Origin of the sequence: Shewanella saliphila (assembly GCF_014648295.1) — a bacterium.
GTDB lineage: Bacteria > Pseudomonadota > Gammaproteobacteria > Enterobacterales > Shewanellaceae > Shewanella > Shewanella saliphila.
The window spans coordinates 1-22217 of the sequence record NZ_BMQV01000009.1 but is presented as its reverse complement, the minus strand read 5'-3'; the positions used below and the strand labels follow the sequence as shown (position 1 = coordinate 22217).

Annotated in this window: 23 protein-coding genes; 12 read left to right on the top strand and 11 right to left on the bottom strand. The window is 44.0% G+C overall.

The annotated features are described in order from the left end of the window. Positions 1–75 precede the first annotated feature (75 nt). Together IEY48_RS06520 and IEY48_RS06515 are read left to right on the top strand one after the other, a co-directional pair. Positions 76–348, top strand: a complete 273-nt coding sequence (locus IEY48_RS06520) for a type II toxin-antitoxin system TacA family antitoxin (RefSeq protein ID WP_160052169.1) — start codon at positions 76–78, stop codon at positions 346–348. Then, the gene (locus tag IEY48_RS06515) at positions 345–842 is read left to right on the top strand and encodes a GNAT family N-acetyltransferase (protein WP_188918625.1); all 498 of its coding nucleotides are present in this window, start codon (positions 345–347) and stop codon (positions 840–842) included. The genes IEY48_RS06520 and IEY48_RS06515 overlap by 4 nt, the downstream gene beginning before the upstream one ends. Positions 843–1203: 361 nt before the next feature. Here IEY48_RS06515 and IEY48_RS06510 read toward each other — a convergent pair whose 3' ends face one another. Together IEY48_RS06510 and IEY48_RS06505 are read right to left on the bottom strand one after the other, a co-directional pair. Further along, positions 1204–1749: a hypothetical protein gene (locus IEY48_RS06510; RefSeq protein ID WP_188918466.1), complete on the bottom strand. Its 546-nt coding sequence runs from the start codon at positions 1747–1749 to the stop codon at positions 1204–1206. A gap of 592 nt (positions 1750–2341) precedes the next feature. Beyond that, positions 2342–2581 (bottom strand): HP1242/YdcH family protein, encoded by a 240-nt coding sequence (locus tag IEY48_RS06505; RefSeq protein WP_160052170.1) that lies wholly within the window; start codon positions 2579–2581, stop codon positions 2342–2344. A gap of 416 nt (positions 2582–2997) precedes the next feature. Between IEY48_RS06505 and mtnC the strand changes: the two genes are divergently transcribed. Further along, positions 2998–3678: an acireductone synthase gene (mtnC, locus tag IEY48_RS06500; protein WP_188918464.1), complete on the top strand. Its 681-nt coding sequence runs from the start codon at positions 2998–3000 to the stop codon at positions 3676–3678. 84 nt (positions 3679–3762) lie between these two features. On the opposite strand, the gene IEY48_RS06495 is transcribed toward mtnC, so the two are convergent. Then, entirely contained in the window at positions 3763–4791 is a 1029-nt protein-coding gene (locus tag IEY48_RS06495) for a hypothetical protein (RefSeq protein ID WP_188918462.1), read from the bottom strand. A gap of 118 nt (positions 4792–4909) precedes the next feature. Between IEY48_RS06495 and IEY48_RS06490 the strand changes: the two genes are divergently transcribed. Both IEY48_RS06490 and IEY48_RS06485 read left to right on the top strand, forming a co-directional pair. After that, a complete protein-coding gene (locus tag IEY48_RS06490) occupies positions 4910–5332 on the top strand; it encodes an acyl-CoA thioesterase (protein ID WP_188918460.1) in 423 nt (140 codons plus the stop codon). 41 nt (positions 5333–5373) lie between these two features. Continuing rightward, positions 5374–5628 (top strand): GNAT family N-acetyltransferase, encoded by a 255-nt coding sequence (locus tag IEY48_RS06485; RefSeq protein ID WP_188918458.1) that lies wholly within the window; start codon positions 5374–5376, stop codon positions 5626–5628. Here the strand turns inward: IEY48_RS06485 and IEY48_RS06480 are convergent, their stop codons facing one another. From IEY48_RS06480 to IEY48_RS06455, 6 genes are all read right to left on the bottom strand, one after another. Then, a complete protein-coding gene (locus IEY48_RS06480; protein WP_283106206.1) occupies positions 5629–6021 on the bottom strand; it encodes an acyl-CoA thioesterase in 393 nt (130 codons plus the stop codon). A 78-nt stretch (positions 6022–6099) separates the two neighbouring features. Then, positions 6100–6297, bottom strand: coding sequence for a hypothetical protein (locus IEY48_RS20395; RefSeq protein WP_229786343.1), 198 nt, complete (start codon positions 6295–6297; stop codon positions 6100–6102). Between the two features lie 449 nt (positions 6298–6746). Next, positions 6747–8540: an AMP-dependent synthetase/ligase gene (locus IEY48_RS06470; protein WP_188918454.1), complete on the bottom strand. Its 1794-nt coding sequence runs from the start codon at positions 8538–8540 to the stop codon at positions 6747–6749. Positions 8541–8680: 140 nt separating this feature from the next. Next, positions 8681–9973, bottom strand: coding sequence for an ABC transporter permease (locus tag IEY48_RS06465; RefSeq protein ID WP_188918453.1), 1293 nt, complete (start codon positions 9971–9973; stop codon positions 8681–8683). Next, on the bottom strand, positions 9970–10839 hold the full coding sequence (locus IEY48_RS06460; RefSeq protein ID WP_188918451.1) for an ABC transporter ATP-binding protein: 870 nt from the start codon (positions 10837–10839) through the stop codon (positions 9970–9972). The genes IEY48_RS06465 and IEY48_RS06460 overlap by 4 nt, the downstream gene beginning before the upstream one ends. A gap of 37 nt (positions 10840–10876) precedes the next feature. Continuing rightward, positions 10877–11254, bottom strand: coding sequence for a GntR family transcriptional regulator (locus tag IEY48_RS06455; protein ID WP_188918450.1), 378 nt, complete (start codon positions 11252–11254; stop codon positions 10877–10879). 94 nt (positions 11255–11348) lie between these two features. Between IEY48_RS06455 and IEY48_RS06450 the strand changes: the two genes are divergently transcribed. From IEY48_RS06450 to IEY48_RS06435, 4 genes are all read left to right on the top strand, one after another. Then, on the top strand, positions 11349–12953 hold the full coding sequence (locus IEY48_RS06450) for an alpha/beta hydrolase (protein WP_188918448.1): 1605 nt from the start codon (positions 11349–11351) through the stop codon (positions 12951–12953). A gap of 2 nt (positions 12954–12955) precedes the next feature. Beyond that, positions 12956–13690, top strand: coding sequence for an ABC transporter ATP-binding protein (locus tag IEY48_RS06445; RefSeq protein ID WP_188918446.1), 735 nt, complete (start codon positions 12956–12958; stop codon positions 13688–13690). Then, positions 13690–14823, top strand: coding sequence for an ABC transporter permease (locus IEY48_RS06440; protein WP_188918444.1), 1134 nt, complete (start codon positions 13690–13692; stop codon positions 14821–14823). The genes IEY48_RS06445 and IEY48_RS06440 overlap by 1 nt, the downstream gene beginning before the upstream one ends. Positions 14824–14933: 110 nt before the next feature. Further along, positions 14934–15158, top strand: a complete 225-nt coding sequence (locus tag IEY48_RS06435; protein WP_188918442.1) for a hypothetical protein — start codon at positions 14934–14936, stop codon at positions 15156–15158. 137 nt (positions 15159–15295) lie between these two features. Here the strand turns inward: IEY48_RS06435 and mog are convergent, their stop codons facing one another. Continuing rightward, positions 15296–15829, bottom strand: coding sequence for a molybdopterin adenylyltransferase (gene mog / locus IEY48_RS06430; protein ID WP_188918440.1), 534 nt, complete (start codon positions 15827–15829; stop codon positions 15296–15298). Positions 15830–16030: 201 nt separating this feature from the next. Here mog and IEY48_RS06425 point away from each other — a divergent pair, with 201 nt between their 5' ends. Beyond that, positions 16031–16522 carry a type II secretion system protein gene (locus tag IEY48_RS06425; protein WP_188918438.1) on the top strand — a complete coding sequence of 164 codons (492 nt, stop codon included), beginning with the start codon at positions 16031–16033 and terminating at the stop codon, positions 16520–16522. Positions 16523–16630: 108 nt separating this feature from the next. On the opposite strand, the gene IEY48_RS06420 is transcribed toward IEY48_RS06425, so the two are convergent. Next, positions 16631–17251, bottom strand: coding sequence for a TetR/AcrR family transcriptional regulator (locus IEY48_RS06420; protein ID WP_188918436.1), 621 nt, complete (start codon positions 17249–17251; stop codon positions 16631–16633). Positions 17252–17678: 427 nt separating this feature from the next. On the opposite strand from IEY48_RS06420, the gene IEY48_RS06415 reads away from it, so the two are divergent. Next, the gene (locus tag IEY48_RS06415; protein ID WP_188918435.1) at positions 17679–18917 is read left to right on the top strand and encodes an efflux RND transporter periplasmic adaptor subunit; all 1239 of its coding nucleotides are present in this window, start codon (positions 17679–17681) and stop codon (positions 18915–18917) included. An 11-nt stretch (positions 18918–18928) separates the two neighbouring features. Next, a complete protein-coding gene (locus IEY48_RS06410; RefSeq protein WP_188918623.1) occupies positions 18929–22066 on the top strand; it encodes an efflux RND transporter permease subunit in 3138 nt (1045 codons plus the stop codon). Positions 22067–22217: the final 151 nt, after the last annotated feature.

The window sequence follows — 22217 nt, the reverse complement described above, 5'->3', positions numbered from 1 at the left end:
ACACGCAGATTGCTTTTTGAGCAATTTAACCACATAATACTTATGTGACACTTTGGCACAACTAGAGAGAATATTATGGCCGCTACGTTACCTCGCATCACCGCTAGAGTTGATGCTGACACCCAAGATTTATTAACGAAAGCCGCGGCGCTTGCTGGCATGTCGAGCATTAATTCATTTGTGTTAAATGCTGCAATCGAAAAGGCCAAACAAGTGATTGAACGTGAAGAAACGCTAAAGCTTAATCAAGCTGATGCCACTTTACTTATGGAAGCCCTAGACCGCCCAGCAACCGCAAACTCAAATCTACAAGCCGCTTCTGAACGTTATAAAAGCAAAAACCAATAATGAATACGGTACTGTTAGATAAGGCAAAACACGATAGAAACCGCTTTAACTGTGGCAGTGACGCACTTAATAACTACTTGAAAGTTATGGCGAGTCAGCAAGCTAAAAAAGACAACACCAGAACCTTTGTTTTAGAAGATGATATCAATAACGCTCATATTATCGGTTTTTATACATTAACAATGACCCCGATAGACATAAAAGCCCTGCCACATAAGCTACAAAAAAAGTATCAATCTTCAACTTCAGGCGGCCTCATCGCCCGCTTAGCAGTAGATGAGCGTTACAAAGGCCAAGGGGTTGGTGAATGGTTACTTATTGATGCATTACAAAAGTTGCTCACTGCGAGTGACAGCGTAGCATTCCCAGTGGTGATTGTTGACGCAAAAGATGGCGCAAAGCACTTCTACCAACGCTATGGATTCCAAGCATTTCAAGATGCAGAACACAAACTGTTCATCACCATCGCAGATGTAAGAGCGAGTTTAAGTTAGTTTGAAAACTTAAAGCCAAGAATGTATCACTGAACACTCATTTCATAGGTTTATCATGGCATTTACTCTCCGACACGCACCTGTACATCCCTGTTGCTCAACCACTTGTCTGATGTGAAGGGATTAACAAATGTGTGATGGCATGGATGCCAATGAGCAGCCCTGGGGCGGACTATCGGCTCGCAAATCACCATGACTAACCTGTTAAGTATTTTGGTAGCTGTTGGATTTATCCAATTCCGAATCTAGGTTAATGGTTATGTTTTTGCTATAAGAACTTTTTGATGTTAGTTCTGACTGTATAACCATTTCGACTAATTAATAACTAGGTATTTATATGCAATGTAGTAGTCCTTCACATCTACTTGCTATTCCACCAACGTTTTACTTTGCTCAGAATTGCGCATAAATTAATATTAATTCCAAATAATCCTGGTTTGGCTTCAATTATAGGGGTGGCCTCATCCATTACTTTAACGGTTGCTTCTGCGGTATAAACCATATCGAGTTCTTTTATTTTCCAAGATGCTAATTTTATTGTAAACCGAGAGTATTCCTGCCCAAGAATAGCTTCTTTATGCCAATCAAATTCGACAGTATCTGGCGGGAGCTGAATAAAATCATTTTTCATGTCAGAGAAGCTATGAATATAAAAACATCGCTCATTTTTTGTATAAACCATCCCTGACTGTTCAAATCTGGAAAATAGAAACTCACCGAAGCCTTCATTAACCTTTGTAAAAATGAAATAAAAATCATCAGGATACCAATACAAATTATGAACAAGATTATTAATTTCATCTTCTGTTTTCAAATCAGATGGAGTTAAACTAATTAGTCTTCCTAATTTCTCAACACTTACAGGAAGAGGTAAATCTTCAGGCCACTTTGGAATATCTGAGTTCATCACGTCCCCGTAGGTATAACGTTTCAGTATTTATGTGTTGCGCTGTTTGCGACTGCATAAATAGCTTATTGGACCTAGCCTATGCCGAGTCAATATTGTTAGGTAACCCTTATTTAAATAAGATGCTATCGGAATTCACTTATAAACGATAGTTATTTTTTGTACAAAAATTCAGCTAATCGATTGTTATAATTACACCTTTTTAAATAGTATTTTGTGACTTCTATTGCCCTTACTACTAATTCCGCCTCATTTCGCTGATCTAAAACCATCAGGATTCAACGACATTGAGGCCGTTGAAGAAAATGACGTGAGTTAGCCATGGATGGCGAACTAGCTTTAGAGGGGAAGGGACGCCCCATCTGAAGCGTTAGCATTTTCGAATAAGGCTGAAGAACACTCAGACGAAGTTAAAAGCTGGATTCTACCACGTCGCGAAATTATCGCTTCTCAGATAATTTTGATGTGGCGGCTGGGAGATCCAAGAGGGAACAGCCGTTGGTTTCCTCTTGGTCTGGTGTGGGCGAAGCGCCACGACGTTAGTGGCCACAGGCCATAAACAAAGAGCTGGACTCCAGCTCAAAACAAACCTCTATGCTTTAGTAAATTGAAGATAAAGCTTATCTTTAAGCACAGATCGTTCATGTTTTGCTTGATGCATAAACTCATCACTCGTTGGGGAATTTCTCAACTCTAATTTACGAATTTCAGTGTCTAAATCATGATAACGACGTGCATTTGCTGCAAACTCGCTGTCACTATCCGTTAACGTTAAAATGGTCACTGTGTACTCAGGAAAATCGACTAATAACGCATGGCTTTCACCTAACATATCTCGCTCCTTTATATTTAACCGTATTAATAAACAGTACTAATGAAAGTGCTAAATTGAGAGTATTAACAGACTTAAGATTAGACTATATTTCTGTGCCCAGTAAAATCGTGATCTAGGCCGAAAAAACAAAGGTTCTCGATTACCTCAACTCCATTCTGGTAACATTAATTAAAATGCTTAATAAACAAAATGATGATAATCATCACGCTAAATTTAACAGCTTTAAACTTTATCCTTAAAGCGACCTGTCCCTCATTGCGATAGAGCAATTTAGCATTATCTAAACCTGGCTCACATCTTGTACTAAAAGTCGCCCAACCTAGGGGCAATATCTGCAATAGCACTAGCCTTAGCGGCCAATAAAGCATAGGATCATCATTAAGTTAATTTATTGTTTGGGAGTCACAAATCTTATGAGTATTAGAGCTATCATCGTTGATACCGCCGGTACCACTACCGATCTTAACTTTATTCAGGATGTGTTATTTCCATATTCACGCACTGCAATGCCAGAGTTTCTTGAAAAGAATCAACATAATGTATTGGTTGATTATTGCATTAGCGACATTAAAGACATCGCGTTAGAAACCGATGCATCTTTAGCGCGCGTGACCGAAATTTTACAACAGTGGATTGACGAAGACCGCAAAATCACCCCATTGAAAACCTTACAAGGTTTGATTTGGAAGCAAGGCTACAATAATGCTGAGTTTACCGGTCACATCTACCCAGATTTTATTGAGTCGATTGAACGCATTACCCAAAAAGGTATCCGCATTTATAGCTTTTCGTCAGGCTCGGTTGATGCGCAAAAATTGCTATTTAGCCACTCAGATTCTGGCGATTTAACGCCTTCATTCAGCGGCCATTTTGATACCCGTACCGGTAACAAATTAGACAAGCAAGCCTACTGCAATATTTGCAACACCATTAGCTTAAAGCCAAAACAAATTTTATTTGTGTCAGATATGGCTGAAGAGCTCAAAGCAGCTGAGGCAGCAGGCATGACAACGTGCCAAATGCTACGTTTACCTGAGCAGGTAAAAGCAAAATGTAAAACAGTGACGAGCTTTAACGAATTGCAATTCGACTAACCTGTCACGCTAAATGCTATCCAATAAAAAACGACCTTGATGGTCGTTTTTTGTTTTCGCTAATAGCTAACTCATAAACTCTGCTTAACCAGGAAAGGCCGGAGAGATACATTTTTTCACTTCAAAATGGTAACCATATTCGCCATTGGTATCTGGAGTGATCTCTAAAATTTCATAATCATTAAGCTCAACAACGTGCGACTTAGCAGACTTTTTACAACGTGACTTGGCATTCGCCTCAAGCTGAAATGCAAATAACGCAATCGCTTTACGTACACTGGTAAAATATTGGCTGCGTAAATGGTTATACGGTTGCTTGGCGATTTCATCGATAGCCTCTAACTCTTTTTCGCGCTCTATTTCTGTCGCCGTTTTCACTTTTGGCTCTGGTTTAGGGTTAACCTCTTTCGCAAGACCACTCGCCACTAACGCCAAATCATTTTCGACAACAATGGCTTCTTCCGGCTGGGCCTCAACGAGTTGCACAACTTGTGGGTCATCTAAGGCTTTTTCTATTTGGCCATAAAGATCCATTAACATGGCTAAGTGATACAGCACCACCGCCGCCAACACGACTCGCACCCAAAATGTGGTGTGATGAAAGTGTTGATGATTAATTAACCTAAAATTAGTCACACCAAAAGGACGCAGTAAAAATGACACGCTAAACATTAGCGGAAAAATAAGCTGTAAAAGTAATAACACAATGCTGCTCATAATCACGCTCCAGGCGGGAATATAAAGCAAAATGGCAAAGTTGTGGGTGTAATTAAAACTGCTCGAGGCAACGCCCACCACATCATTTACCACCGAACTTGAGCTGGCTAATGCAAAGTTCGCCACAATGGCATAAAACAATAATAAAACGGCTTTACCTGCCAAACTGTGCCACATACGTTCAAACAAGTGCCAAAATTCAATCGACATCGCGATGACACTAATAATTGCCACCCACACCACGGAATCAGTAGCAAACAACAATACAATCGCCACTAAATAGAGTTTTTGAGGGAGGCTCAGTTGAGTTTGCAGCCTGGTAAACCGCGCTGAAAACACCGTCCAACCAGACGATAACCATCCGCTAGATGTGGTGAGTAAACTCTGTTTTGGCAAAATAAAATCCTTATAAATTGTCGACCAGTGGCCATAGCCCTTGTTGTTCTGCATTGTGACTGGTAAATTAACGGCCAATTCAAACAAGCGTTTAATTTCATCTTGTACAAGGTATCCCATGGAAGACTTTTTAGCTAAACACTCTATCAGCACCAAAATCCAAGTTGCATGGGGTGAAATGGATGCGCTGCAACACGTTAATAACTCAGTCTACTTTAAGTATTTTGAAACGGCGCGTCTCGATTTCTTTAATCAAATTAACTTACTTGCCGACTTAAAAACCACAGGTGTTGGGCCAGTGCTCAGTGAAACGAATGCTCGCTTTAAGCGTCCGATCACGTTTCCAGACTCTATCATCGTTGGCATCAAAATTAGCGACATCACACAAGACCGCTTCGTGATGCATTACACCGTATTCAGTCAATCGCAACAATCTGTCACCACGCACGGTTGGGCAAAAGTCGTCATGTTTAACTTTAAAACCGGTCAAAAAGCCAAACTCACGCCAGAATTACTTGCTGCCTTGTCGCAGCATCAGTAAGTTTTACTCTTACGCAATTAATACCATAAAAGGATAACAGCATGAGCAATCAGGATTTGGTCGTCGTGCACCAGGAAGAACAACATCGTTTTGTGGTCAACACCCAGGGCGTTGAGGCAGTGCTTGAATACCATTTGGTGGGCCAAGATATTGATTTTCATCGCACCTTTGTTCCACCGGTATTACGCGGCCAAGGGATTGCAGAAAAGCTCGTGCGCACTGGGCTGGCATGGGCAAAATCGGAAGGTGTTAATATCAATGCCAGCTGCAGTTATGTGGTTAAATTTTTACGTTAATTAACCGTTAGTCAGCCCCGTTAACGCCGCTAATTGCTGACGCACATTGTCGGCTAATGGTTCGCTTTTTTCGGTTTGGTAGTTGTAATGCACCATGGTAGTGGTGGCTTCGGCGGTTTTTTTACCGTTTTGCCAGCAGCTTTGTAAAATATCAAAACTGCTGTTGCCCAAACGGCTAATGTGGGTTTTGACTGTCACTTCAGTGCCGTAGTAAGTTGGCGCGGTAAAGGCGATGGTAAAACCGGCAATAATCATGTTCCATTTGGTTAAATCTTGCCCCGGATTCACAATATCAAAAATTGGCTCACGCGCCGCTTCAAACCATACTGGGATCACAGTGTTATTAATGTGCCCTAATGCATCGGTTTCACAAAAACGCGGTTTAAGGGTCATGCTAAATTGAGTCTCTGCCACAAAATATCCTTTATTATTCTTATGTATAGTGGGCAACCATTCTAACGACACTTGTTGCTACAGGTCATCAAAAAAATCTTTATCGCGAATATATTTGTGCATGTAATGCGAAACAAAAGGCGACAACAACCAACTGGCAAAACTTAATAAAAAGCGTTTAATCGGCGAGATATTGTCGTATATACGCTCGTTGTGCAGCCACAACATACGCCCAACATGATGAAACATCCCCGGTAGGGGTGGTAAAAATGTCACCACATCAACACCACAACAAATTCGATATGTACGCCGATGGAGTAAATATTGGTGCTGAAAACTGAACAATCTGAGTGACTCTGATTGGTCACATAATTAATGGAATTGGTATAAGCCATTCGTGTACGGTTTGCGAGCCCCTAAACACCACCAGCACTTCAGGGTGATCATCGCGCCACAAAACCCGCGCACAAATATGCCCTCAACGATTGGCTATTTCGGCATAATTATCAGGTGAGAACCCTAAACTTTGTGGATCAAAGTCGGTTTGGTACGTTACCTTGCAGAGCACTGCGTAACGTTCATATTGATAGCGCTTAAGCTTTTTCACATCCTGTAGCCTGCCAGATAAGACAGGCTTGAGCATAAGACAAACAGATGACAGTTCAGTGAATACATAACAAAAAGGACGCCCTACGGCGCCCTATTGTTAAAGCTTTTCGCAATGATTAGCTACCATACATGGCATTAATTTCACTGTGATATTTGCTGTAAATCATCTTACGGCGCAGTTTTAACGTCGGAGTAATTAGTCCAGATTCCATTGAAAATGCTTCGTGCAATAAAGTGAATTTTTTAATCTTTTCAAAGCCGGCTAACTCATGCTGCAGCTCGATTAAACGCTGCTCAAAATGCGCGACCACTTGCGAGTGACGCAGTAACTCAATAGGGTTTTCAACATGAATGCCCTGCGCTGTAGCCCAGCTATTTAACGCTTCAAATGCCGGCACAATAAGGGCTGACACGTAATTACGTGCATCGGCAACAATAGCCACTTGTTCGATAAATGGGCAACAAGCAACCTTACCTTCAACGCGCTGTGGGGCAATGTATTTACCGTTAGAGGTTTTCATTAACTCTTTGATGCGGTCAGTAATGTATAAGTTGCCTTGTTCATCGATACGCCCTGCATCACCGGTTTTTAACCAACCGTCTTCAAAGGCTTCGGCGGTGTCATCGGGGCGATTGTAATAACCGCGCATTACAGTGTCGCCGCGTACTAAAATCTCATCGTCTTTGCCCAGCTTAATTTGCATGGCTTCTAACGGCTTACCGTTTGAGCCTGGCACACGATTATCGAGGGTATTACAGGTAACGGTCGCGCAAGTTTCGGTCATGCCGTACCCACACAATACAGGCACGCTAATACTGTGAAAAAAACTGCCAACATTAACATCTAATGCTGCACCGCCCACTGGCATAAACTTAAGTCGGCCGCCGAGCACCTGTTGTAATTTGCTGTAAACCAGCTTGTTAGCCAGTTTCCACTGGGCACTTAGCCATAAACTCGGTTTAGCGCGGCCTTGATTGACTTCAAATTGACGCTTACCCACTTTCATCGCCCAGGAAAATAATGCTTGGCGTGCTTTAGGTGCTTTACCAACTTTGTCGTGTACGGCACTGTATATTTTTTCTAAAAATCGTGGCACGACACATAAGGTGTGTGGCTTAACGGCAACAAGAGCTTGTTTAATTTTATTGGTGTCATTTAAGTAAACATTATGACCGCCACGGCATAATACATACATGCTCCAGCCACGTTCAAATACATGGCTTAGCGGCAAAAAGGCTAAAGACACATCACCGGCGGTAAAAGGCAGTTTTTGGTCATGCTGGCTGATCATCGAGGCAAAATTGCGGTAATCGATCATCACCCCTTTTGGGTTGCCTGTGGTGCCTGAGGTGTAAATTAGCGTCAGTAAGTCATCCAGATCAGTATTGGCTAATCGGCTGGTTAACTCCTGGGTTACGCTTGGATTAAATTGTGCGGTTAATAGCGAATCAAAATACAGGTGATTGTCGGCTTTTAAAGTTACATTGGCATCAAATACGACAATCTGCTGCACGCAGTCGGCTTGCGCGGCAATGTCACACGCCATGTCATATTGTTGCTGATCACCGGCAAAAATTAATTTAGCTTGGGCATCGTTAACAATAAACACGGCTTGTTCAAGTGTACTGGTTGGGTAAACAGGTACCACCACATTACGCGCTTTAAGTGCACCAATATCGGCACAAGTCCATTGTGGGCAGTTTTGCGACAATATCACCACTTTGTCTTGCACTTGTAAGCCAAACTCAATCAGCAATTGGGCAACCGAGTCAGTTAAGGTATTGAATTTATTCCACGTTACTGTGTGCCAGGGTGCTGGCATTTCAAAGCCTTCTAGGGCAATGCTGTTGCCTAAAGACTGACTTTGCTGTTGCAGAAGTCGTACGACGTGGTATTGATTTAATGACATTTAACAGTGACCTTTTTAGCTTACAAGTGTTCCGCTTTTCGCATTCTACCTGAAGCTAAAAAAAATCATAAGAGCTTTTGCTCTATTTGTGCGATTAACATCACGTTCACAAGCAAAACTGATAAACAACAAACACCGCTTTAAGGCGCGGTAATACCGTGCTTCCAAAGCTGTCGCTTACCCCACATCAATGCCAACACACCGACGACGGTTAGCGGAATATCCAACAATAGCCACGGAGTAATACTGTCGCCATCTCTTAGCGCAGCAAAACTCATAGACACCACTATCGAGTGCACAAACACCACTAACATCGCCGCTGTGGCTTGATGACTATTTCGGCTTGCCGACCCAGTGCCGAGCATAATGGCACAGCCCCAAAAGGTACTTAAACTTAAGTGAACTAAAAACATCAGGTTGAGTTGCGGTTCAAACAAGGATTTTAGTAACCCTATTGCGGTCACTATCAACACCATCGCCGCAATAAAACGATATTGGCTGCGGTAAAAAGCCTCTTTCATCCCGCTTAATCCGCTGTAACAAGGCAATAAAAATAAGGTTTCGGTGGCACGCCAACGTTGAATACGGCTCCAATGAATAATCGCACAGCTGATCACTGAAAATTGAGCAATTAAAAACACAGTTGGTAGATTAAAATCGAACAGCCACGAAATCAGCATTAAGACGATGGCGATAACAGGCAGGGTTAACATCATCATGGTGAGCACAGGGCCAATAAAGAAATTCATTGGATGAAACAGGCGCTCGAATTTACCCACCCACGCGACACCTTTAATGCTTGGTAACCACATCCAGCCCATTTGCACGGCATTGAGGTACACCACCCGCGCATCGCTGTTCCAGCGCAGTTGCCGACATAAGCCAACCACACGATAAAACAGCATGGCAACAATGATTAAGCTGGCCCACTGCGACAAACGAGAGGCGAGCTCATCTAAAAATGGCACCGCAATAAACAGCGCAAACGATAAATGAAAATAATGACTGCGCCACAAGCATAACCATACAAAGCCAAGCCCTACCGCAACGGCTAACCACAATTGCGCTATGACGTCATATGCCGAAAAAATCACACAGGCCAACACCTGAAATCCAATAACCGCCAGCGCTATGCTCAGCGCCTGTTGCAATACATTGGCTTGATAACCGGGTATTAATTGGCTGGTCTCTGTCGCCACTAAGCGATTTAACTGCCAAGCAATACTGGCAGCCGCTGAGACAGTCGACATAGCAAAAACCAAACTCACCACGTCGGCTTTTCCGCTAATTAACAACGCAAGTCCAAGCACGAGTCCAAGCAGGCTCGTACCTAAAAAACTGACGCTACCTAAGTCATATAACCACAGACGCAACATACCCTGATAGGGTTTACGCCATGCGGCTAGTGGGCTTTGAGGTTGCTGCGCACTCATCGGTGCAGCTCCATAAATAACTGTTCTAAATTTAATGATTTTTCATTTTGCACACCAGTAATAACATCCGAGTTACCCTGGGTGTCCACCAGCACAGTTTGGCCAGTTTGGCTTAATATTCTGTAGCTTGCAGGTAGTTTAGTGTCGTCGTTAATAGTGAGTAATTTCACTTCTTCACGCAGAGCATCAATTTCTTTAAACAGCACTAAGTCGCCTTTTTTGATTAATGCTACATGACTGGCGACACGCTCTAAGTCTGAGGTGATGTGCGATGAAAACAATACCGCCGAACCCGATTCTAGGGCAAGATCGAACAGGTCACCCATAAATTGGCGACGAGCGATAGGGTCGAGGCTAGCGACGGGTTCGTCGAGTAACAACAAGGTCGGCCGATACGCCATCGCCATAATCAAGGCTAACGATTGGCGCTGACCGACAGACAGTTTTTGCACGGCTTGAGTAACATCTAAATCAAAGCGATTTAACCAATCTTGTTCTAGGGCGATGTCCCACTGCGGGTAAAAACTGCGGTGCAATTCTAAGGCTTTATCTATGGTAAAGCCTTCGTAGCCAAAGGGCTGTTGTGGCACATAGCCGATATGCTGTTTTGCTTCAATGGAGAGATTTTCTGGCGATTCGCCCAGGGTATTAATGTTGCCGCTATCGATATCAACAATTCCTAACGCGCAGCGCATTAATGTCGATTTACCCGCGCCATTTTGACCTAATAATCCCACAACCATCCCAGGGTAAAGTGTTATCGATAAATCGGCTAACACCTTATGCCCGGTTGCAGACTTAGTTGTCTCGGCATAGGTTTTATTGACTAAAGTAAACTGTAAAACGGGCTTATCTTCGGCTTCCATGTTCGACTTTCCTACCAAAATTTAGCTTAAATGACGGCTATTCTTTTTGCCAAAATTGCTTCAATAACTGTTGCAACTCGTCGTATTCAACACCTAATTGTTGTGCTTGCTCAACTAATGCGCTTATCTGCGGCGCTAATAAACTGCTGCCTGAGGCGTTATTTGCTGATGTTCTCGCGGCCACGCGTGACGGCTGGCCACGACGACGTTCAACCCAGCCCTGGTCGACAAGTTGTTGCATCGCACGCGACACTGTCATTGGGTTTACCGCCAAATGTTCGGCCAATTGGCGCACTGAAGGAAGTACATCTTCAGGCTGCAATTGACCGCCAACAATTAAGCGCACGATTTGATCATGCAATTGTCGATAAATGGGTTCGCCACTGCTGGGGTTGACATTCAGTAATTCTAACATTAGCCTTTAACAACTGTATTAATACATTGATACACTCATACACTAGGTGTTAAGGTATCATAATCGTCATGAAATGCAAAAAGGAAACGTTCCGATGATCAACAGGAAGTTTGTCAACACAACCTCAATATCGCGATTACGCGCTTTAGGTTTATGCCAATCGGCAACTCGCGCTAGTCGCTGGGTCGCTGTTGCAGTGGCTATTTTACTCGCTAACCACAGCGTTGCAGATACCGCAGACACACTCGTTGCTGCGCCAGCTAAAACAACCACATGTTATTTAGATGGCTTAGATGAGCAGTTTCAGTGCGGCAAAATCAGCGTACCTGAAAACCCAAAGCAACCTGACGGTAAGCAAATCGACATTCACTTTGCGATTTTACCTGCAATTAAAAACACCCACCCAGATGAGGCATTACTCGCCATTGCCGGTGGCCCTGGCCAATCGGCTATCGAAAATGCCGCAGGGTTTGACCGTATGTTGACCAAAGTACGTCAACAACGCGATATTTTACTTATCGACCAGCGCGGCACAGGCCAATCGAATATTTTGAGTTGCGACGACGGTGATTTAAATGCACTCAACATCAATGAAGACGACCTCGACATGCTGGCGATAACCGAAGAATGTTTAGCGGGGATCGATGCCGACGTGACTCAATACGGCAGCAATACCGCATTAAAAGACTTTGAGGCAGTACGCGAGTTTTTAGGTTATACCAAGCTGCACTTATACGGTATTTCTTATGGTTCACGCATGGCTCAGTTGTATATGCGCCATTATCCTGAAGCATTAGCCACGGTAACATTGGACGGTGTGGTACCTATGCAACAAAGCGTAGTGGCCATTGGTAGTTCAATTGAGCGTGGTTTAAACGTGCTATGGCGTGACTGTAAAAGCAATCCTGAATGTCAGCAGCAGTTTCCTGATTTAGTCGACGAGTATAATAAAGTCGATCAACAGCTCGCCGATGCACCGATTAGCCAAAAAGTGCGCGACCCACAAACTGACGAGCCTAGCGACTTTTTGCTCACTCGCAGTAAGTACTCAGGGGCTATCCGCATGGCAATGTATATGCCCAATACCCGTTCGCTTATTCCTCACGCAATACACCAGGCAGCACAAGGTAACTACCAGCCCATTTTAGGTATTTACTCCTTAACGGCCAACAGTACAGGGATAGCAATGGGTATGCATGCATCAGTGGTATGTGGTGAGGATATTCACCGTATTACCGAACAAATGCGTAAAGACGCTAAAGAATCTTACATCAGTGGCAGCATGTTAGACGGGTTAGAAAAAACCTGTGATGCATGGCCAACAAAGCAAGAAGATGACAGCTTTAGTAACCCAATCGACAGCGACATTCCTACTTTATTATTGTCTGGCGAACTCGACCCAGCAACACCACCAAACTGGGGCGCTCTGGCACAAGAAAAACTCACCAAGTCGAAGCATTTTATCGCGCCTTACGCAACTCACGGTGTGGCCTATCAAAGTTGCGGTAACGATTTAATTGCGCAATTAGTTGATCAAGGCTCAATAAAAGAGATTGATGGCGAATGCTTACAAAAAGATGTGCGCCGCAGCTTTTACCTTAATGCCAACACAGTAGAAGCATTACCGATTGCCAGCACCGACACAGATATTAAAACCGACACAACAGCGCCAGCAAACACTGCTGCAGATAAGGAATAGTCATGATTACTGTTGCAAACTTAACCAAAAAAATTGGCGATGTGCAGGCGTTAGACGATTTAAGTTTTAGCGCTGAAAATGGCCAAATCACTGGTTTACTTGGGCCAAATGGCGCCGGTAAAACCACCTGTTTACGCACCTTGTTTGGTTTACTCAAACCAGACTCAGGCACCGCAGCTGTTGACAAGATTGACGTCGCGGTTGACCCAATAGGCGCAAAAAAACAATTAGGCTTATTCCCCGACCCATTTGGTTTGTACGAACGCCTTACGCCGCGTGAATACATTAGTTTCTTTGCCGAGTTAAGCGGTATGTCGCGCAAGCAAGCCAAAGAAGCCACCGCCAATGTCATTGCCCAATTAAAGCTAGAAGACATTAGCGACCGTCGTTGCAAAGGCTTCTCGCAAGGCCAACGGATGAAAACGGCATTGGCGCAAGCCATCGTGCATCAGCCAAGCAACATCATTTTAGATGAGCCGACCCGCGGACTTGATGTGATGAGCACCCGCTTACTGCGTGATATTTTATTGCAACTAAAAGCACAAGGACATTGTGTGTTGTTTTCAAGCCACGTAATGCAAGAAGTTGCCGCTTTATGTGACCGCGTAATTGTAATGGCAAACGGCAAAGTGGTCGCCATTGGTAGCCCTGACGAACTGTGTCAGCAAACGGGCAAAGACTCACTAGAAGATGCATTTATCGAACTTATCGGTACTGACGAAGGGATTGCAGCATAATGAAAATGATACTAGCAATGGTGCGCAAAGAGCTTATTGATGCCGCACGAGACAAACGCTCTGTCATGGCAGGTTTATATTATGCCATCGGTACGCCACTGATCATGTGTGGCCTATTTATGGTGTTAATTGGTCAACTATCTAGCCCAGAAGATCTTAGCATCAACATTAAAAATGCCAATAACGCACCAGATTTAGTGCGTTACCTCAGCAATAACGGCATTAACCACGCAGACGATGAACAGGCGAATAAAATCACCTTAACCATTAGTGATGATTATGCCGCCAACATGGCGAAAGCTAAGCCTGCAGAAGTATTATTGGTTGCTGATAACTCAGATGAAAAGATCCAAAAGTCTATCCGCCGTCTTGAGCGACAGCTACAGGCTTACAGTGCAGAAATGGGCAGCTTACGCTTAATTGCCCGCGGGATTAACCCAGGCATTACCCAACCAATCAAAATCAATGTTGAAGACAAGGCTACAGCAGATTCTAAAGGTGGAATGATCTTAGGCTTGGCGATTTTCACCATGATGTATTCGGTGTTTATTTCTGGCATGAACCTCGCCATCGACACCAGTGCTGGCGAACGTGAGCGTAACTCACTGGCATTGCTGCTCAGTCACCCAATGAGCACACGTGAGTTGGTGTTGGGCAAAATTATTGCCGTGACCTGTTTTGCGATGCTGGGATTAATCTTAATCTTGCTGGTGTCTAAGGTGGCGTATCCTTTTGTGCCTTGGCAAGAAATTGGCTTTACCGTCAACATTAGCCATGACTTTATGGGGTTAATGTTGTTAATCGGTATTCCTGTCGCACTCATGGCAGCTACCTTGCAATTGTATGTGTCGTTTATGGCCAAAACCTTTAAAGAAGCGCAGTCATACTTAACCATGGTGTTATTTGTGCCGCTGGCACTGTCAATGGCAGCCAGCTACAACATTGCCCCAGACGTATTGCAGTGGTTACCAGTATCAGGTCAGCAACAAGCATTAATGGACTTTATTAAAGGCCGCGAAATCCCAATGATGCAGTTAATCGTGTCATCAGTGGCCACCTTAATCATTGCTGTAGCTCTCGCAGCAGGGTTAGAGAAGTCATTAAAAAGTGAAAAAGTGGTCTTTGGGCTGTAAGCCATAGTTATAAAATAGTTAATAGATCTACTCGCCTTAATTATATGAATTAAGGCGAGGATTTTAAGACGATAACATTGACAAAAAACAACATAAATTAAGGAGTGATTATGAACGAAGATATGGCGATTATCGCACTGGTATTTATCGTAATTGTCGGTACTACGGCATCCGAAATGTTTAAACAGTATTTAAAGCATAAGCAAAAAACAGAGGTCGATGGTTTGGCCGACATGAAAGCACAAAACCAGGCATTGATTGAGCGCATACAAGTGCTGGAAAGATTGGTAACCGACAACGACTTTGAGCTCAAGCAACAGTTTAAAAACTTGTAGTGTTGCAGCTCGGTCGCTCATACCAACCTTTGCCAACAAGCATAGCCAGACATAAAAATGCCGTCATATTTGACGGCATTCTTTTTGATATAAAGCAGTGGTGATTAAAATAGTGTATCTGCAATATCTGCTAACACTTACTTTGCTTTAGGTCTAAATGGCTTAATGACCGCTTCATCACACTCTAAAAATGGACCATCCATTAAGTCAATACAATACGGAATAGCAGGGAATACCGCGTCTAAACATTCGCGGATAGACTTAGGCTTGCCCGGTAAGTTCACAATTAACGAGTCATCACGTAACCCTGCTGTTTGACGCGACAAAATAGCCGTTGGCACAAACTTTAACGACTCGGTGCGCATTAGCTCACCAAAGCCAGGCATCATTCTATCGCACACGGCTTCAGTTGCTTCTGGGGTGACATCGCGTTTAGCCGGGCCAGTACCACCCGTGGTGACAATTAAACAGCAATCTTGATTGTCAGCTAAATCAATTAAGGTCGCTTCAATCACATCTTGCTCATCTGGGATCACCTTATACACAGGCTCCCACTCAGAGGTTAAATACTCATTTAATACATCAATAATGGCTTTGCCAGACAAGTCTTCATATACGCCAGCGCTGGCACGGTCGCTTACTGTGACGATGCCGATTTTAGCTTTGCTCATGGTAATTTTCCCTAATTGTGGGGGGTGATTAACCTCGGTTCGCGTTGAGGTTAAATCAGTAATGCTGTTATAGCTTGCTAATCTACCAAAAAACATCGACATCACAAAGTTACTCACTGATAAATGCAAACTGACTCAAACAATGACATCAACCAAGTGGTTCTTTATACTGACTGCAGTAAGCAAATATTGGATTTTACTATGCAAAAACAACAACGTGGTTTTACCCTAATTGAATTAGTGGTCGTGATCATTATTTTAGGGATTTTGGCGGTAGTCGCCGCGCCGAAGTTTATAAACTTAAAAAGTGATGCGGTCATTGCCAATTTAAATGGCTTACAAGGTGCATTAAAGTCGGCTAACACTCTGGTGTATTCAAAAGCCGTATTGGCTGGTCAGGAAAAACTCGACCCAGGTTCGGTGACCTTGAATGGTAGTGCAGTGAGTACAACATTGGGATATATCACTTCTTCACCAGCCAATCTGCCATTAGCGTTAGAAGGATCATTTGAGACAATGGCTGGTGCAACGAGTGAGTTTAGCGCTGACTGGGGTTTGTATGATATTCCAAATACAGGAACATTCATTTTTCCACAGGGATACAACATAAGCAGTAGCTGCAACTTGCAATACAATGTTGACTCGACTGAAACCGAACCAGCCTTTTACAACCTGACAACTAGCGGCTGTTAATTTCCCCAGCCCTATTGAACCCCAATATAAGCCCGCAATATTGATACTGCCAGCAATGACTCGCGCAGTATCAAGGTTTCGTTTACAGCCATGCATACATTGAAAGCATTAACGCTTAACGTTGACGGTTAAAATACCTTCAGCAGCCATAGTCGCGACTTTTTGCAACTCATCAAGGCTTGCCCCTTCAGACGCTTGCATCGACAAACCTTGAAACAAGGCTGTCATCAGGCTAGCCAATACCACAGGTTCGCAACCCTCTTGCAATTCGCCTTGATTTTGAGCCAATTCAAAGCGATCAACGAGCCGTTGTTTATGTTTTGATTTACGCGCTAACACCGTTTGTTTAATTGACTCGCTCGCCTCATTACATGAAAACGTGCTGTTAATTAACGCGCAACCTTGTGGGTGGCTACAGTCAGTAAACTGGGCGGCGGCACCAAGCAATAATCCACGGATAACATCGGCAACGCGCTCATGCTGAAAAGCAATATTGAATAGCGAGTCTGGTCGATTTTCATATAAGTCGATCGCTTTAAAAAATAACTGTTCTTTATTGCCAAAGGCAGCATAAAGGCTGGGTTTTTTAATGCCCATCGCTTCTGTGAGCTCACTTAAAGAAGTCCCTTCATAACCATTACGCCAAAACACATTAAGCGCTTGCTCTAATGCCAAGTCGATATCGAACCCACGTGGGCGACCGACACAAGCTGCTTTTGTTGTTGTCATAAATCGTACCTCTTATGTTAGCGAGCCCCTAACGACTATCGCGTTAACTTACATAGCATTAACGTAAATTTTATGTTAAATCGCCCGCGTATTTTAGCACAAAATTCAACCATTCAAAGGCTTAATAAATGTGCCGATTAATCGCCTTAATATAATGTTGCCAGCCACTGACAACATGACTTCAACGCCACTAACCCTCTAAATGTCTTCTTACAGTTGTTCATCATCAGATGAATTGAACACGCTGTCAAAATAATTTCATACCAATCGGTACAAAATACATTGACAGAGGTATTTTAATCTATATATTACCGTTCGGTACAGAAAAATTTTTACCAATCGGTATAAAACTGTAGCCACAGACAAAAAGTAACGCAACCAATAGCCCGTTAAATGACGTAAAAGCTATTGATTAGAGGACAGCAACATGACTATGTTTAAATCAATTCAATCTACTTTGTTAGTAAGCCTAGCGGCAGTACTGCTAGTGGCTTGTGGGCAACAACCTGCAGCACAACAGGCTGGTGCTGCGCCTGCCGCCCCTGAAGTGAGTGTTGCTAACGTATTGCACGAGCGCATTACCGAATGGGACCAATTTACTGGACGCTTACAAGCACCTGAAGAAGTCACCCTAGTGCCGCGCGTATCGGGTTACATTGAGTCGGTAAACTTTACAGAAGGTGCCTTGGTCAACAAGGGCGACATATTGTTCACCATTGACTCAAAAGTATTTAACGCAGAAGTTGAACGTCTTCAAGCTGAGCTAACCAGTGCAAAATCGGCCCATGAATTGGCGAAAAACGACTTTGACCGTGCCAACAAATTATTCAGTCAACAAGCTGTGTCTGAAGAGCTTATCGATACTCGTCGTAGCACAATGCACCAAACCGCTGCTGCGGTCGCATCTGTTAAAGCAGCATTAACCAGCGCAAAATTAAACGTTGAATACGCCCAGGTGACCGCGCCCATAACTGGCCGAGTGTCTTACGCCAACGAAACCGCAGGTAACTATGTCACGGCAGGTCAAACTCAGCTAACCAGTTTGGTTTCAACAGCCAATATGCATGCCTACTTTGATATCGACGAGCAAACATACCTTAAGTATGCCTCGCTATCGGGTGAGAACAAACGCCAAGACCCACGCTCAGGTAACAACACTGTATTAATGGCCCTAGCCAATGAAACTGAGTTTACCCACCAGGGTGTAATCGACTTTGTTGATAATGCCGTTAACCAACAAACCGGTACTATTCGCGTACGAGCCACATTTACCAACTCAAGCAACATCTTAATGCCAGGCTTATTTGCGCGCATTAGCATTGCCGGTAGCGCGTCTTATCAGGGTATTTTGGTTGACGATAAAGCCATCTTTACCGACCTAAGCAACAAGTATGTTTTAGTGGTAAACGAGCAAAACACCCTTGAATATCGTGGTGTAACGTTAGGCGAAAAAATTCACGGTTTACGCATTATTACTGCCGGTTTACAACCAGAAGACACCATTGTGGTTAACAGTCTGCAAAAAGTGCGTCCTAGTGTAACCATTACCCCTAAATTGACCGATATGGCAGAAAGCAGCCAAATAGAAGCGCTGCACCAAGCACAGTTACTATTTGATAATCAGCCACTCACAGCACAAATTGCTGATGAAGCAAGTCAAGGCTAAGGAATACCCCCATCATGTTGTCGCAATTTTTTATTAAAAGACCGATTTTTGCCGCAGTGCTATCGCTATTGTTTTTTATCGCTGGCGCACTGGCTGTTTGGCAATTACCGATCACCGAATACCCAGAAGTGGTTCCGCCAACGGTCGTGGTTACCGCCAATTACCCTGGGGCAAACCCAAAAGTAATCGCAGAAACAGTCGCATCACCGCTGGAACAAGAGATAAACGGCGTTGAGAACATGCTTTATATGTCCTCTCAAGCCACCTCTGATGGCCGTATGACATTAACCATCACCTTTGCCATTGGTACCGATGTTGATTTAGCCCAAACCCAGGTACAAAGCCGAGTTGAACGTGCAAAACCGCGTTTACCAGAAGATGTACAGACTTTAGGGATTGTCACCGAGAAATCATCACCAGACTTAACCATGGTGGTGCATTTAACCTCGCCCGATAATCGTTATGACATGCTGTATATGTCTAACTATGCGGTGTTAAAAGTTAAAGACGAACTTGCCCGTATTGAGGGTGTGGGCGCTGTGCGTGTATTTGGCGCCGGTGACTACAGCATGCGTGTGTGGTTAGACCCCAATAAAGTAGCCGCAATTGGTTTATCACCTAATGATGTGGTTGCGGCAATTCGTGAGCAAAACCAACAAGCTGCCGCAGGTAGCCTAGGTGCTCAACCCAGTGGCGACAGTGATTTCCAACTGCTTATCAATGTGAAAGGCCGTTTAGCCAACGTTGAAGAGTTTGAAGACATCATTGTTAAAGTGGGCTCACAAGGCCAAATCACCCGCTTAAAAGATGTTGCCCGTGTTGAACTAGGCGCATCAACTTATGCACTGCGTTCAATGCTAGATAATAAAGATGCTGCGGCAATACCGGTGTTCCAAGCATCTGGTTCAAACGCGATTCAGATTTCTGATGACGTTCGCGCCAAAATGAAAGAAATATCAGCCAGCTTCCCAGAAGGCCTAACTTACGACATCGTTTATGACCCTACGGTATTCGTACGCGGTTCAATTGAGGCTGTTGTACACACTTTGCTTGAAGCGCTATTGTTAGTCGTCTTAGTCGTAGTACTATTTCTACAAACCTGGCGCGCGTCTATTATTCCATTAGTAGCGGTACCTGTGTCGTTAGTGGGTACCTTTGCCTTTATGCATTTAATGGGCTTCTCGCTTAATGCCTTGTCGTTATTTGGTCTGGTACTGGCGATTGGTATTGTGGTCGACGACGCGATTGTAGTGGTCGAAAACGTTGAGCGTAATATTGAAGAAGGCTTATCACCTTTAGCTGCAACACAAAAAGCCATGAAAGAAGTGACTGGCCCAATTATCGCCACCACATTAGTATTGGCTGCGGTGTTTATTCCAACGGCATTTATGTCTGGTTTAACGGGTCAGTTTTATAAGCAGTTTGCCTTAACCATTACTATTTCGACCTTTATTTCAGCAATAAACTCGTTGACCTTAAGCCCTGCATTGGCGGCATTGTTACTTAAGAGTCATCATGACAAGCAAGACTTCCTTACCCGTGGTATGGACAAAATGCTTGGCGGTTGGTTATTTGCGCCATTTAACCGTTTCTTTGCAAAACTGTCTGACGGTTACGGCTGGGTCGTGAAAAAAGTCATCCGTTTTGGTGTTGTTGTAGGCGTGTTGTATGTCGGCTTAGTCGGCGTAACAGGTTTGCAATTTGCTAGCACGCCAACAGGTTACGTACCAGGGCAAGACAAACAGTACTTAATTGCCTTTGCACAATTACCTGATGCGGCATCGCTTGATCGCACCGAAGCAATTGTGAAACAAATGGCAGGGATTGCATTAGACCAACCCGGCGTTGCACATGCTGTGGCGTTCCCAGGCTTAAGCATTAATGGGTTAACTAACAGCACTAACAGCGCGATTTTGTTCACCCCGCTAGATGACTTTGCCGACCGTAAAGACCCATCGCTTTCAGCAGGGGCAATTGCAGCGGCATTAAACCAAAAATTTGCCGCGATAGATGGCGCATTTATTGCGATTTTCCCACCACCACCAGTACGCGGTTTAGGTACTATTGGCGGCTTTAAATTACAAATTCAAGACCGGGCAAACTACGGTTACGATGAGCTATATAAAGTCACCATGCAAGTGGTACAAAAAGCCAGAACAACACCTGAGCTGGCGGGAATTTTCTCTGGATATCAAGTCAATGTACCGCAACTTGAAGTTGAAGTTGACCGTACCAAAGCCATGCAACAAGCCGTGTCGTTAGACGAATTGTTTGCCACACTACAAGGTTACATGGGCTCGGTTTACGCCAACGACTTTAACCAGTTTGGCCGTACATATCAGGTGAATGTACAAGCAGACGAGCAGTTTAGACAAACACCAGAGCAGATCGCTCAGCTCAAGGTTCGCAACAACCAAGGTGAAATGGTGCCTATTGGCTCATTTATTAACGTGGCTAATGTGGCCGGCCCCGATCGTGTGATGCACTACAACGGTTTTACCACTGCCGAGCTTAATGGCGGCGCAGCACCTGGGTTTAGTAGTGGCGAGGCGCAAGCTGCGATTGAAAAAATCCTGGCCGAAACCTTACCAAACGGTATGACTTACGAGTGGACTGAAATTACTTACCAGCAAATATTGGCCGGTAATGCGGGCGTGTATATTTTCCCATTAATCATTTTATTAGTGTTTATGGTATTAGCCGCGCAGTATGAAAGCTTAAGTTTACCGTTGGCGATTATCTTGATTATTCCGATGACGATTCTGTCGGCAATCAGTGGTGTATTAATTTACGGCGGCGACAACAACATCTTCACCCAAATCGGACTGATCGTTCTGGTGGGGCTGGCGACCAAAAACGCCATCTTGATTGTTGAGTTTGCTAAAGAGTTGCAAGACACAGGCATGACGCCGTTAGAAGCCATTCTTGAAGCGGGCCGCTTACGTTTACGCCCAATTCTAATGACATCTATCGCCTTCATTATGGGTGTGGTGCCTATGGTGTTCTCGAGTGGCCCAGGGGCAGAAATGCGTCAAGCCATTGGTGTCGCAGTGTTTGCCGGTATGATTGGTGTGACTATATTTGGTCTACTGCTCACACCACTGTTTTACTACGCATTAGCAAAACGCGCTAAAACAGTAGAAGCATAATCGTTAGCTAAGCTATTAAGCTAACAACATCGAGTAGGGTGAGGCGTCACCGCCCCATCCCTCTCACAGAACCGTACGTACGGACCTCGTATACGGCTCATGCATACTTCCATTCAGCATAGTTGCTGAACACATACCCTGTCCTATCATG

What these genes read in the sequence shown, in the direction of transcription:
- IEY48_RS06520 (WP_160052169.1), top strand. Translation starts at nt 76, where the DNA reads ATGGCCGCTACGTTACCTCGCATCACCGCTAGAGTTGATGCTGACACC.
- IEY48_RS06510 (WP_188918466.1), bottom strand. Translation starts at nt 1,749, where the DNA reads ATGAACTCAGATATTCCAAAGTGGCCTGAAGATTTACCTCTTCCTGTA.
- IEY48_RS06505 (WP_160052170.1), bottom strand. Translation starts at nt 2,581, where the DNA reads ATGTTAGGTGAAAGCCATGCGTTATTAGTCGATTTTCCTGAGTACACA.
- mtnC (WP_188918464.1), top strand. Translation starts at nt 2,998, where the DNA reads ATGAGTATTAGAGCTATCATCGTTGATACCGCCGGTACCACTACCGAT.
- IEY48_RS06490 (WP_188918460.1), top strand. Translation starts at nt 4,910, where the DNA reads ATGGAAGACTTTTTAGCTAAACACTCTATCAGCACCAAAATCCAAGTT.
- IEY48_RS06485 (WP_188918458.1), top strand. Translation starts at nt 5,374, where the DNA reads ATGAGCAATCAGGATTTGGTCGTCGTGCACCAGGAAGAACAACATCGT.
- IEY48_RS06480 (WP_283106206.1), bottom strand. Translation starts at nt 6,021, where the DNA reads ATGACCCTTAAACCGCGTTTTTGTGAAACCGATGCATTAGGGCACATT.
- IEY48_RS06470 (WP_188918454.1), bottom strand. Translation starts at nt 8,540, where the DNA reads ATGTCATTAAATCAATACCACGTCGTACGACTTCTGCAACAGCAAAGT.
- IEY48_RS06465 (WP_188918453.1), bottom strand. Translation starts at nt 9,973, where the DNA reads ATGAGTGCGCAGCAACCTCAAAGCCCACTAGCCGCATGGCGTAAACCC.
- IEY48_RS06460 (WP_188918451.1), bottom strand. Translation starts at nt 10,839, where the DNA reads ATGGAAGCCGAAGATAAGCCCGTTTTACAGTTTACTTTAGTCAATAAA.
- IEY48_RS06455 (WP_188918450.1), bottom strand. Translation starts at nt 11,254, where the DNA reads ATGTTAGAATTACTGAATGTCAACCCCAGCAGTGGCGAACCCATTTAT.
- IEY48_RS06450 (WP_188918448.1), top strand. Translation starts at nt 11,349, where the DNA reads ATGATCAACAGGAAGTTTGTCAACACAACCTCAATATCGCGATTACGC.
- IEY48_RS06445 (WP_188918446.1), top strand. Translation starts at nt 12,956, where the DNA reads ATGATTACTGTTGCAAACTTAACCAAAAAAATTGGCGATGTGCAGGCG.
- IEY48_RS06440 (WP_188918444.1), top strand. Translation starts at nt 13,690, where the DNA reads ATGAAAATGATACTAGCAATGGTGCGCAAAGAGCTTATTGATGCCGCA.
- IEY48_RS06435 (WP_188918442.1), top strand. Translation starts at nt 14,934, where the DNA reads ATGAACGAAGATATGGCGATTATCGCACTGGTATTTATCGTAATTGTC.
- mog (WP_188918440.1), bottom strand. Translation starts at nt 15,829, where the DNA reads ATGAGCAAAGCTAAAATCGGCATCGTCACAGTAAGCGACCGTGCCAGC.
- IEY48_RS06425 (WP_188918438.1), top strand. Translation starts at nt 16,031, where the DNA reads ATGCAAAAACAACAACGTGGTTTTACCCTAATTGAATTAGTGGTCGTG.
- IEY48_RS06420 (WP_188918436.1), bottom strand. Translation starts at nt 17,251, where the DNA reads ATGACAACAACAAAAGCAGCTTGTGTCGGTCGCCCACGTGGGTTCGAT.
- IEY48_RS06415 (WP_188918435.1), top strand. Translation starts at nt 17,679, where the DNA reads ATGACTATGTTTAAATCAATTCAATCTACTTTGTTAGTAAGCCTAGCG.